Annotated in this window: 10 protein-coding genes; 6 read left to right on the top strand and 4 right to left on the bottom strand. The window is 46.2% G+C overall.

The features are described 5' to 3' along the window. The first annotated feature begins 340 nt into the window (after positions 1 to 340). From RDK53_RS02085 to nrfD (RDK53_RS02060), 6 genes are all read left to right on the top strand, one after another. Positions 341 to 2,914, top strand: a complete 2,574-nt coding sequence (locus tag RDK53_RS02085; RefSeq protein WP_308513067.1) for a molybdopterin-dependent oxidoreductase — start codon at positions 341 to 343, stop codon at positions 2,912 to 2,914. 3 nt (positions 2,915 to 2,917) lie between these two features. Next, positions 2,918 to 3,496: a 4Fe-4S dicluster domain-containing protein gene (locus tag RDK53_RS02080; protein ID WP_308513066.1), complete on the top strand. Its 579-nt coding sequence runs from the start codon at positions 2,918 to 2,920 to the stop codon at positions 3,494 to 3,496. Continuing rightward, positions 3,493 to 4,380: an NrfD/PsrC family molybdoenzyme membrane anchor subunit gene (gene nrfD / locus RDK53_RS02075; RefSeq protein ID WP_308513065.1), complete on the top strand. Its 888-nt coding sequence runs from the start codon at positions 3,493 to 3,495 to the stop codon at positions 4,378 to 4,380. The genes RDK53_RS02080 and nrfD (RDK53_RS02075) overlap by 4 nt, the downstream gene beginning before the upstream one ends. Before the next feature lie 253 nt (positions 4,381 to 4,633). Then, positions 4,634 to 7,207: a molybdopterin-dependent oxidoreductase gene (locus tag RDK53_RS02070; protein ID WP_308513064.1), complete on the top strand. Its 2,574-nt coding sequence runs from the start codon at positions 4,634 to 4,636 to the stop codon at positions 7,205 to 7,207. A gap of 2 nt (positions 7,208 to 7,209) precedes the next feature. Continuing rightward, the gene (locus RDK53_RS02065) at positions 7,210 to 7,788 is read left to right on the top strand and encodes a 4Fe-4S dicluster domain-containing protein (protein ID WP_308513063.1); all 579 of its coding nucleotides are present in this window, start codon (positions 7,210 to 7,212) and stop codon (positions 7,786 to 7,788) included. Beyond that, complete coding sequence (nrfD, locus tag RDK53_RS02060) at positions 7,785 to 8,672, top strand: NrfD/PsrC family molybdoenzyme membrane anchor subunit (protein WP_308513062.1); 888 nt, start codon at positions 7,785 to 7,787, stop codon at positions 8,670 to 8,672. Before RDK53_RS02065 ends, nrfD (RDK53_RS02060) begins: the two co-directional genes overlap by 4 nt. 62 nt (positions 8,673 to 8,734) lie before the next feature. On the opposite strand, the gene nadD is transcribed toward nrfD (RDK53_RS02060), so the two are convergent. Genes nadD through RDK53_RS02040 form a run of 4 tightly spaced genes read right to left on the bottom strand, consistent with a single transcriptional unit; the run spans position 8,735 to position 12,140 of the window. After that, positions 8,735 to 9,385 (bottom strand): nicotinate (nicotinamide) nucleotide adenylyltransferase, encoded by a 651-nt coding sequence (gene nadD / locus RDK53_RS02055; protein ID WP_308513061.1) that lies wholly within the window; start codon positions 9,383 to 9,385, stop codon positions 8,735 to 8,737. 5 nt (positions 9,386 to 9,390) lie between these two features. Further along, positions 9,391 to 10,110, bottom strand: a complete 720-nt coding sequence (locus RDK53_RS02050; protein ID WP_308513060.1) for a hypothetical protein — start codon at positions 10,108 to 10,110, stop codon at positions 9,391 to 9,393. Then, positions 10,111 to 11,388 (bottom strand): phosphoribosylamine--glycine ligase, encoded by a 1,278-nt coding sequence (gene purD, locus RDK53_RS02045; protein ID WP_308513059.1) that lies wholly within the window; start codon positions 11,386 to 11,388, stop codon positions 10,111 to 10,113. A 29-nt stretch (positions 11,389 to 11,417) separates the two neighbouring features. Continuing rightward, the gene (locus RDK53_RS02040; RefSeq protein WP_308513058.1) at positions 11,418 to 12,140 is read right to left on the bottom strand and encodes a YebC/PmpR family DNA-binding transcriptional regulator; all 723 of its coding nucleotides are present in this window, start codon (positions 12,138 to 12,140) and stop codon (positions 11,418 to 11,420) included. Between the last annotated feature and the right edge of the window lie 112 nt (positions 12,141 to 12,252).

Raw genomic sequence — 12,252 nt, 5'->3', positions numbered from 1 at the left:
CAATCCCATCGAAGAGAAATAGCGAAAAAGCCCGTCGGCGAATTTACGTTGACGGGCTTAATTTATTGGGCGCCCCTCAGAAAAAGGTTTAAAGAGAATATGCCTATCTAAGGATAGGGCTTGCTGCGCAAGGGATATGTACAACCCTGAGGGATAGAAACATGTCTCCCTCACCCTCCAAATTTGTATACCTATTTATGGGGATACTACCCCTCATCCAATCATCCGATATATGAAAGGTTTAGGTTGAACATCCAATTTATCCGCTATGGTTAAAGGAGTAAAATTAGGGAAACTACTCACTTGTAGCAATACCCCAAACGATAGTAGGACTAATATTATGTGCAACAAAATTGTCGACCTCTCTGTCTCCAGGAGGACGTTGATTAAAGGCGGCGCAGCGGCCGCTGCAGTGGCAGCAGCACCTGCGATCCACAATTGGGCTTTTGCCGAACAGATCCAAAAACTCGAAAAAGAAGGTTGGACTAAACATCCGGTAGCCTGCACTATGTGCGGTGCATATTGCGGAATCTTGGCGATGCGCAAAGAAGGCGAGCCCGTTTCCGAAAAAACAGTAAGAATTTTCCCGAACCCCGGACATCCTCAGCGCGGTTACTGCGGCCGCTCTGCAGCAGCTATGTGGGTTTGGAATCATCCATTGCGTTTAAGAAAACCTTTGAAACGCGTTGGTGAAAAAGGAGAAGGTCAGTTTAAAGAAGTGACCTGGGAAGAAGCTTTAAACGACATCGCAGCTCGACTCAAAGACATCGTTCAAAAAAATGGTGAAAGCAGTGTTGTTTCTACTTCTCACAGCTTCCAAGGGTTCAGTAAGTGGCTTACTTTCCCGCTTGGATCCCCAAATAACATCGGCCATCAATCTTCCTGCAATGCAGCCGGTATTTCAGGCCGTCACTTAGTATTCGGTAAAGGTTATGACGGCGCAGGTAAGTTGGAGCCGGATTATGCAAATCTGCGCTACATCCTCTTGATTGGCCGTTCAATGGGTGCCGCTATGGGCGCTCTTCACACCTTGAACGAAGCTCGTGCAAGAGGAGCCAAGGTTGTTACTATTGATCCGAGAATGCCGGATATGGCTTACGGTGATGCAGAATGGGTGCCGATCCGCCCGGCCACCGATACGGCTTTTGTCTCCGGTCTGATCAATGAAATGCTTGCTCAAGGTACTGCCGATCTTTCCTTCATTGAAAAGCACACTAACGGCGCTTATCTCATTAAGGAAAACGGTGCCCCGTTGACCCAAGCAGATCTTCTTCCTAACGGAAGCAAATCTCTTTATGTTGTGACGGATGGCAAAGGTAATTTAGCATTCCGCGGAGTTAAGAAAGACGACAAAGGAATGGCTGTTGGATTTGATGAAGATCCTTCTTTCAGAGCGGACCTTAACGCCAACACCACAGTCAAGTTAGCCGACGGTTCCGAGTGTCCTGTTAAAACAGCATTTGTTCTTATTAAAGAAGAACTTGCAAAGTTCACTCCGGAAAAAACAGAAGAAATCACCGGTATTCCTGCCGCTAAGATTCGTCTTATCGCAAAAGAATTCGCTAACTTCAAGGGCGTTATTGACGACGGTTGGTACAGCGCTAAAAACGGTACGGACGTTCAGCTTTATCAATTAATCTGCATCGCCAATGCTTTTAACGGCAACATCGATGTCAAGGGCGGCTTGGTAGTTACGGCCGGCGCCGCATTGAAGATCCCAAGCGTTGCCGCAGGTAAAGGTCCTAACGGCGAAACTTGGAAGATGGCACCGGAAAAGAGAATCGACAAGATTATCTACCCTGATGCAGAAGGAACTTTCAAAGTGGCCCTTGAGGCTGCTGTGACAGGAAAACCGTATCCTATCAAGGCTGCCTTCTTTGTCGGAACAACAATGTTCCAGAGAGAAGCTAACAGCCAGGAGCTGGCAGACAACCTCAAAAAACTTGAACTTTGTGTAGTTCAGGACGTTCTTCCTCAAGAAATTGTGGATTATGCCGATTATGTTCTTCCGGCAACTTATTTCTTGGAAAGAAAGGAAATGAGCACCGTTAAATGGGCTCTGAACGGTTCCATTTATCTGTCTGATCCGCAGATCGAACCTCCTAAGGGATGCGAAGCTCGTCACGATGTCTGGATTCTTCTTGAAATCCTCCGCAGAGCCTTCCCGGAAAGAGCCGAGCGTGTAGGTTATAAAGAATGTAAGACAGCCGAAGAGTTCAACAAGTATTTTGATGCCTTTACACAGCGTGGTTTCGATCAATTCCTTGATAACTGCGACAAGGCAAAACCGGGTTGGAAAGCACAAATCCAAGAGGATATCGCCACAAAAGGTTGGTCTACGATTACGAAGAAGGTTTATGGAATTTATCCGTACAAGAAGCCATTCGGAACACCGTCCGGCAAACTTGAGATCTATTCCTTTAAGCTTTTCTCTGATCCGGGATTCTTGAAATCTTTTACTCCGTTCCCTGTCTACAAACCGTCTCCGGCATATACAGCACCGAAACCTAACTCTAATGAGTTTGTTTTGGTCTCAGGTAAAAACTGCAACAGCTGCTCCGGCTTGAATATGTTCACTGAACCTACACGTTATTTGGGCGATAGAACGGTATGGATGAACATCGACGATGCTGCAAGACTTGGCATCAAAGATCAAGAAATTGTTGAAATTGAAGGCTTGGATACCAAGGTTAAGGCAACAGCGCCTGTAACAGTGACTCGCAAGGTCATTCCTGGTTCAGTGTTTGCCTTCGGGTTCTCCGGCGGTATCCGTACCAAGAACTTGATTAACCCGGAATATCAATTCGTTAAAGAAGGTATTAACACTCACTGGTACGCAACAGGTTATGCGGAGCCGATGTTCGGCAACGTAGCCAATAACAGTTCCGTTCGAATTAATAAAGTGAGAGGCTAAAAAATGGCGACAAAAACAAAACAACTAGCACACCTGTTTGATGCCACTCAATGCATCAGCTGCGGTGCATGCATTGTGGCCTGTTCTCAGACCAACTTCCCCGAGATGGCTCGCAGAAGCATTCCGGGAAGAAATTTACTTGCTTCAAACATCAAAATTTATCGTTCTGAAGAGAACCGTCCGGTCAACATTTTGGTTCAGTGCCAACAATGTGAAAACGCTCCATGCGTAAGCACATGCCCGTTTGGAGCTAACTATTACGATGAAAACGGCTTGGTTAGAAACGACCCGAGCAAGTGCGTCGGCTGCAACTATTGTATTGCCAGCTGCCCATACGATTGCAGATGGTCTCACCCGGATACCGGTCTGCCTGTCAAATGCATCAGCGAAGGTTGTTTGAAGCTGATCAAAAACGGACAACAGCCGGCATGTGTCCAGGCTTGTCCTGCAGAAGCAAGACTTTTCGGCGACACAATGGATCCGAAAAGCGCTATTTCTCAAAAAATTGCTTCGAGCCGTACAGAAATGCTTATGCCTAATAAAGGTACGAAGCCTAACTTTTACGTAGTGGTGTCCAAATGACTGAATTAGTTTCTCTTACACCTCAGCTTCAAACAGCAAATTGGGGCTGGACAATTGCCATGTTCCTTTGGCTGGTCGGCTTATCCGGCATGGGATTTTTCTTGAATTTCTGGATTCGTCAGAAGAATTTCGTCTACGTTCTTACGGTTTCCGGAATCTTGGGTACCTTGTTGGTAGCCAGCCATCTGGCACGTATGCTGAACCTGCCGATTGCCATCTTCAGTGCTCTGTCAGCCGGCTCGTTCAATACACAGTCCTGGATGCTCATCGGTATTGTTTTGTTGTCAGTGCTGTGCATCGGGTCCGTTTTTTACTCATTGATCTGTGCCGGTATTCTCTTTAAAGGAGAAATGTGGCAGAAGATGGCTAAGTCAAGCTGGTTTAACTTTATTTTTGCAGCCCTTGGCGTCTTGTGCACAATTTATTCCGGATTCTTGCTGACTCAGGCCGTCGGTATTTCCTTCTGGAATACAGCCTTGATTCCATTGCTTTGGATTATGTCCGGTCTAGCCAGTGCTATCGGTTGTATTGAACTTTTGGTGGCTTTCCATCTTATCGATACTAACAGTGTCCGTTGGAGCCGCAGAACAGCTCTGTGGGTTGAAATTGCTGAACTCTTCACAATTTTTGCCTTCCTCCACGTTGCCTTAGGTTCAGTTTTGACCGGTGCACGCGTCGGTGCAGAAAGTCTTATCAGCGGACCTCAGTCAACCATGTTCTGGGTCGGCGTCATTGCCTGCGGTTGTGTAACTCCTTTGCTTTTGAACTTGGTGACCAAGAATCACAAGGTCTTAGCCTGCGGTGCCGTCCTAGGCATTATGGGTGCTCTCTTCCTTAGAGCTTCCGTACTCTTCGCCGGTTACTACGATCCAATCGTTTTCTAATTCCTTTCTCAGACGATAGACGCGGCCGCCTTCGGGCGGCCGTTGTCTTTGTGGAAAAGCAACAGGCGTGAATTGAAGTTTAGAAATAATACGTAATTTGTCCAAAAGTAATTAATGTAAAAATTTATTAGGGATTTCCTTATAAGATAAGTGTTGTAAGCAAATTATCCAATTTATTTCAAATAGTAAAGGGCCTACTATTTTCGGACTACCTAGCAGGTAGTAATACCCCATTCCAAGTAGGACTTTAACTATGAGTAATCAAATTATCGACCTCTCTGTCTCCAGGAGGACGTTGATGAAAGGCGGCGCGGTTGCCGCTTCTATGGCAGCAGCCCCTGCAATTAATAATTGGGCTTTTGCCAAAAAAATTGAAAAACTTGAAAAAGAAGGTTGGACTAAACATCCTGTCGCTTGCACAATGTGCGGCGCCTACTGCGGTCTGCTCGCTATGCGTAAAGATGGCGAACCGCTCTCCGAACATACCGTTCGAATCTTCCCGAACCCGGGACACCCCCAACAAGGTTATTGCGGCCGTTCAGCTGCTGCAATGTGGGTGTGGAACCATCCTCTTCGTTTACGTAAACCATTAAAACGTGTAGGAGAAAAGGGTGCGGGCCAGTTTAAAGAAGTTACCTGGGATGAAGCTTTAAATGATATTGCTGCCAGACTTAAAGACATTGTTGAGAAAAACGGAGAAAGCAGCGTTGTTTCTACATCCCACAGCTTTTCCGGCTACAGCAAGTGGCTGACTTTCCCCCTCGGTTCTCCGAATAACATCGGGCATCAATCTTCTTGTAATGCCGCAGGCATCGCGGGCCGTAATTTGGTTTTCGGTAAAGGTTTTGACGGCGCAGGAAAGATGGAACCGGATTATGCCAATTTGCGTTACTTAATCCTGATTGGACGCTCCATGGGAGCTTCGATGGGCGCTCTTCATACTTTAAATCAAGCCAGAGAAAACGGCGCCAAAGTAGTCGCAATTGATCCTCGAATGCCCGACATTGCTTACGGAGATGCCGACTGGGTCGCTATCCGTCCGGGAACAGACGGTGCTTTCGTAGCCTCATTGATTAACGAGATGATCACACAAGGCACTGCGGATCTTTCTTTCATTGAAAAACATACCAACGGTGCTTATCTAATTAAAGAAGACGGACAGCCTTTAACTCAGAGTGAAGTTCGTCCTAACGGCAGTAAATCCATGTACGTTGTAATGGATTCCAAAGGTAATATCTCGTTCCGCGGGCTCAAGAAAAATGAAAAAGGAATTGTTGTTGGATTCGATGAAGATCCTGCTTTTAGAGCCGATCTCAACGCCAACTCAACCGTTAACTTAGCTGACGGGACCAGCATTCCGGTGAAGACCGCCTTTGTTCTTGTGAAAGAGAAAATGGCCGAGTACACACCTGAAAAAGCTTCTGAAATCACTGGAATTCCTGCCGGAACTATCCGCCGAATCGCTAAAGAATTTGCCAATTTCAAAGGCGTTATTGATGATGGTTGGTACAGTTCCAAAAACGGTACTGATGTACAGCTTTATCAATTAATCAGCATCGCTAATACCATCAGCGGAAACATTGATGCTAAAGGTGGTTTGGTTGTGACTGCAGGGGCTGGCTTGAAGGTTCCAAGCGTGTCAGCCGGTAAAGGCCCGAACGGCGAAACATGGAAAATGGCGCCGGAAAAACGTATCGACAAGATTGTTTATCCTGATGCTGCTGGAACTTTTAAAGTCGCCCTTGAAGCTGCTGTAACCGGCAAACCGTATCCGGTCAAAGCTGCATTCTTCGTTGGTACAACGATGTTCCACCGTGAAGCAAACTCTCAGGAGCTGGCCGATCATCTGAAGAAACTGGAACTGTGTGTCGTACAAGATGTTCTTCCGCAAGAAATCGTGGACTATGCTGACTATGTTCTTCCGGCTACTTACTTCCTGGAAAGAAAAGACATATCCGGTGTTAAATGGGCATTGAACGGTTCTATTTATTTGTCAGACCCGCAACTCACACCGCCTAAAGATTGCGACGCACGCCATGACGTGTGGATCCTTCTTGAAGTTCTTCGCAGAGCTTTTCCGGAAAGAGCTGAAAGAGTTGGTTATAAAGAATGCAAGACGGCTGAAGAGTTCAATCAGTATTTCGATGCATTTGCACAACGGGGGTACGACAAACTTGTTGCCGACTGTGAGAAAGCTGTTCCGGGGTGGGGCAAGCAAATTCGCGAAGATATGGCTACTAAAGGATGGTCCACTATCAAGCCCAAGGTTTATGACGTCTATCCATATAAAAAGCCTTTCGGAACACCTTCCGGAAAAGCTGAAATCTACTCATTTAAGAGCGTTTCAAATCCGGCTTGCTCAAAAGCTATCGCTCCTATTACCGGGTATATTCAATCACCGGCTTACACGGCACCGAAATCTAACAGCAACGAGTTTGTTTTGGTCTCCGGTAAGAATTGCCAAACCTGTTCCGGCTTGAATATGTTTACGGAGCCCACACGTTACTTAGGCGACAGAACTGTCTGGATGAATCCGGAAGATGCCGCAAGGTTGGGCATCAAAAACCATGAAATTGTTGAGATCGAGGGTATTGATACCAAGGCGAAAGGTCGTGCCGCCATCACAGTGACTAAAAAAGTTATTCCGGGTTCAGTCTTCGCATTCGGATTCTCCGGCGGTGTGAGAACAAAGAACTTGCTCGATCCTAACTATCAATTTGTCAAAGAAGGAATCAACTCCCACTGGTTCTCCACGGGATACGCTCAGCCCTTCTTCGGCAACGTGGCTAATAACAGCTCTGTTCGAATCAATAAAGTGAGAGGCTAGAAATGGCTGTAAAAACAAAACAACTAGCACATCTGTTTGATGCAACCCAATGCATCAGCTGCGGAGCCTGCATCTTGGCCTGCTCCCAGACTAATTTCCCGGAAATGATGAATAGAAATATTCCGGGAACAAACCTGCCGGCTTCTAATATCAAGATTTATCGCTCTGAAACGAACCGTCCGGTCAATCTTCTGGTTCAGTGCCAGCAGTGTGAAAATGCTCCATGCGTAAAAACATGCCCGTTCGGTGCCAATTATTACGATGAAAACGGTTTGGTCCGCAACGATCCGAGCAAGTGTGTCGGCTGCAATTACTGCATTGCCAGCTGTCCGTACGATGCCAGATGGTCTCATCCTGACAGCGGGCTGCCGGTCAAATGCATTAGCGAAGGCTGCATGAAGTTAATTCAAGACGGTCAGCAGCCGGCCTGTGTACAAGCCTGTCCGGCTGAAGCCAGATTATTTGGAGATGTTCTTGATCCAAAGAGCGAAATTTCTCAAAAAATTGCTTCCTGTCGTACAGAATTGCTTATGCCTAACAAAGGCACGAAGCCTAACTTTTACGTAGTGGTGTCAAAATGATTGAATTAACCTCACTTACACCTCAGCTTCAGGCCGCCCATTGGGGTTGGACAATTGCCATATTCCTGTGGCTTGTGGGTTTAGCAGGCATGGGATTTTTCTTAAATTACTGGATTCGTCAAAAAAACTTTGTTTATGTTTTGACTGTCTCAGGCATTGTAGGCACTCTCTTGGTTGTCAGCCATTTGGGTCGAATGCTGAATTTGCCGATCGCCGTATTTAGCTCCATAATGGATCTGGCGCTCAACCTTCAGTCATGGATGCTAATCGGGATTTGCTTATTGTCAATCTTGTGTATCGCCTCTGTCTTCTATTCTTTGATTTGCGCCGGTATTTTGTTTAAAGGAGAGAAGTGGCAGGCAATGGCACACTCTGATTGGTTCAACGGTATCTTTGCATTGCTCGGTGTGTGCTGCACGATTTATTCCGGCTTTTTGCTGACTCAAGCAGTAGGCATTTCTCTTTGGAATACAGCCTTGATTCCGTTGCTATGGATCATGTCCGGTATGGCAAGTTCTATCGGCTGTATCGAATTGCTCATGATCTTCAAACTGATCAATCCTGACACTGTTCGTTGGAGCCGCAGAACTGCCTTCTGGGTTGAAATCGCAGAATTATTCACAATTTTTGCTTTCGTCCATGTTGCTCTGGGTTCCGCTTTGACGGGCGCAAGAGCAGGTGCTGAAAGTCTTATCAGCGGACCTCAGTCAACGATGTTCTGGTTTGGTGTGATTATTTTTGGTTCAGTGATTCCTCTTTTGCTGAATCTGCTGACTAGAAGCCACAAGATTTTAGCTTGCAGTGCTGTCCTGGGCATTATAGGAGCACTCTTGCTGAGAGCATCTATTCTCTTTGCCGGTTATTACGATCCAATCATTTTCTAAGACTTCTCCTTAGAGCACAGGGCCGCCTTCGGGCGGCCTTTCTACTATTTGCAGCGAAAAAATTAAATCTTATGAGAGCCTTCTCTAGGAAGATAAAGTTCGTGCTCCAGAATGTAGTTCTGGATGTTTGGATCAAGGCCGACGATAGGTGAGCTTCGAGAGGGTTCTTGAAAAAGAGCTTGACGAATTGCAGAAGAAGAGACATCCAGTTCCGGAAGATTCAGAAGAAAAATTTCTCCGAACGCCGAGCATTCTTGAGAATCTTGGGCGGGGATAACTTTGTATTTCCCTTCATAGGGATCTGAAAAAGCTATTCCGTTTCTTTTGAAGACTGCTAAGTTTGTTAATTCCGGGAACCTTTGCCACTGAATCCAGGTAGTCAAGTTGCGCCACTGGTCGGCCCCCATTACAAAAAATAATTTACAGGTCGGTCCGTATTGCTTTCTGAAAGAGAAAATCGTATCAATGGAATAAGATTGCCCTGCACGCTCCAGCTCTCGTGTATCAATTCTTAGATGAGCACTATAAGGAGCGAAGGCAATTTTCAGCATCTCCAGACGATCTTCGTCCGATGCTCTGGCCGTTTTTTGCCAGGGGCGAGTAGGGACTAAATAGAGTTCGTCAAGATTAAGCTGTGACTTTGCTCCTAAAGCCATTTGAATATGAGCTGTGTGAACAGGGTCGAAACTTCCGCCGAAGATGCCGATTCTCATGAGAACTATTGAGCCTTAAGGGGAATGCTGACAGAGATGATCTGGTCGACGGTATCATTGTCGAGCTTGATGCCGAATAAACCTGCCACGTTGTATCCGGGGCGATCTGAGGGTAAAAGACTGAACCAATATTTCCACTGGGTCTCTTCGTTTTCTGCTGAAATTTCCGGAAGTATTAGGCTCTTTAATTGCTTGGAAGTTTCGTTGATGAATATGCCGTTGATTGATACTTCCCGGTAGGCCTCAGGAAGAAGCGGGCACATTTGCGCAGGATCATTAAGCTTCTGAAGTCTTACCTCAGAAATTTCGCCTCTGCTGCCGACTGTCAGCCAAATATTCTGAAAGAATGGTTCTTGCGGCTCTTCTTCTTTTTCTTCCGACTTCTTCTTAGCTTTTACTTTTTGCTTAATCTCAGGAACCGGAGCGGAATAGCAAAGGAAAGGGGTCTTATCCTGGGTAAAGTGAAGTTCTCCTCCCAAAACATGAATTGCGATGGAAAGAGGTGTTTGGCCGAGGATTACGTCAAAAACTCCGAGCTGGAGGTAGCTGCCGATATTTTCCTGTTGATCAAAAGTCGGAGAGGCAAGATCGGCAGGATAGGAAAAAGGAGCGGGCGTTTTATCGTTGTTCGGAGGTACTACTTTCGGAACAACAGTTTGTGCAGCTGCGCTTGCAGAGAATACAGCTGCACAAAAAATAGAAAAAATTCGTTTTTTAAAGTTCATTTAAAGAGCGCGGTGGCCGATGTCTTTTCGGAATTGACATCCGTCAAAGTGGATCTTTTCAGCTGTACGATAAGCTTTGTCATGTGCTTCTTTTAAAGTGCTGCCTAAGCCGACGCAGCAAAGCACGCGTCCGCCTGAAGTAACGATTTCTTTCTTATCGTTCAATTTAGTACCCGCATGGAATGTCTTAGTGGAATCATCTTCCGCAGGAATTCCTGTGATGACATCACCTTTACGCGGAGAAGCGGGGTAGCCTTCTGCAGCCAAGACCACGCCGAGAGCTGAACGAGGATCCCACTCAACTTTAACTTCGTCAAGCTTACCGTCTATACCTGCTTGAACGAGCTCTGCAAAATCGCTCTTGAGACGGGACATGATAGGCTGAGTCTCAGGGTCGCCGAAACGGCAGTTGAATTCCAAAGTTTTTACGGTTGGTTTACCTTCTTTGTCTTTGTCAATCATCAGGCCGGCATACAAGAATCCTGTATAGCGGATGCCGTCTTTTGCCATTCCTCTAACAGTCGGAAGAATAATTTCTTCCATTGTCTTGTCATGGATTTCTTGAGTGACGACGGGAGCAGGAGAGTAGGCACCCATACCGCCGGTATTCGGGCCCTTGTCATCATCGAGAAGTCTCTTGTGGTCTTGGCTGGAAGCCATCGGAACGACATGCTCGCCGTCAACCATTACGATGAAGCTTGCTTCTTCGCCGGTTAAAAATTCCTCAATGACGATTCTTGCGCCTGCGTCCCCCAGCTTGTTTTCGCCAAGCATGAAGTCAATAGCATCATGGGCTTCTTGTTCAGTTAAAGCAACAATGACGCCTTTGCCTGCGGCAAGACCGTCTGCCTTAATAACAATCGGGGCGCCCTTTTCATTGACGTACTGATGAGCTTTTTCGATATCAGAGAAAGTTTGATATTCAGCCGTTGGGATGTTGTGTCTCTTCATAAAGGCTTTAGCAAAGTCTTTAGAAGATTCCAATTGAGCAGCTGCTTGAGTCGGTCCGAAGATCCTTAAGCCTTTAGTTCTGAAGAGGTCTACCACGCCTTTGGCCAGGGGAGCTTCCGGTCCTACAACGGTAAATGCAATTCCATTATCAGCAGCAAAAGCGGCAAGCTCGTTCAAATCTTGAATCGGTAGATTTTCGAGTTTGGGCTCTAGGGCAGTTCCCGCATTGCCGGGAGCAACATAAACTTTAGAGACGTTTTTAGATTGGGCAAGTCTCCATGCCAAGGCATGTTCTCTGCCGCCGCTTCCAATAACAAGAATATTCATTTTGACCCTGAGAAAGTAATTTTTAGAAATTATTCAATAACAGCTGTTGTGAAAACTTGCTGAACGTCGTCGAGATCTTCGAGAGCATCCAGAAGTTTCTGCATTTTTTCGCCTTGTTCGCCGGATAGAACTGTCTCTGTGTCGCTCTTCCATGTAACTTCAGCAACTTCAGGTTTCCAGCCTTTAGCTTCAAAAGCAGCATTGACTTCTTCGAAGGCCTGCGGAGAGCAGATGACTTCAATGGCGCCTTCTTCATCAGTGATGACGTCGTCAGCACCGGCTTCCAAGGCGACTTCCATGACTTCGTCTTCGCTCAGGCCGGGAGCAAACAAGAAGTAGCCGCAGTGCTTGAACATAAAGGAGACGCTTCCGTCAGTACCGAGGTTCCCGCCGTTCTTTGAAAGGACATGTCTGACATCGGCAACAGTACGAGTTTTGTTGTCTGTCGTGCAGTCAATAATAAGAGCTGCGCCGCCGACACCGTAACCTTCATAACGAATTTCTTCGTAGCTTACGCCTTCTAATTTGCCGGTTCCCTTAAGAATAGCGTTGTTAACGGTGTCTTTCGGAACGTTGGCACCTCTGGCTTTAAGAAGAGCGAGTCTAAGGCGAGGATTGCTGTCTGCATCTCCTCCGCCAAGACGAGCGGCAACAATAATTTCACGAATCAACTTTGTCCAAATATTGGAACGCTTTGCGTCTTGACGGCCTTTTCTATGTTGAATATTGGCCCATTTGGAATGTCCGGACATTCTTAGAATCCTTCTTAAAATTTAGATAAACGATTATTTTAGTGTTTTTTACTTTGAAAAATGTCCGCCGTGAAGAAAGTCTTTGAAAACAACGAGGCATCTTTTCGAGAGG

Source organism: uncultured Turicimonas sp. (genome assembly GCF_902477955.1).
GTDB lineage: Bacteria > Pseudomonadota > Gammaproteobacteria > Burkholderiales > Burkholderiaceae_F > Turicimonas.
The sequence above is the reverse complement of the archived record's forward strand: the minus strand, read 5'-3'. Positions and strand labels throughout refer to the sequence as shown.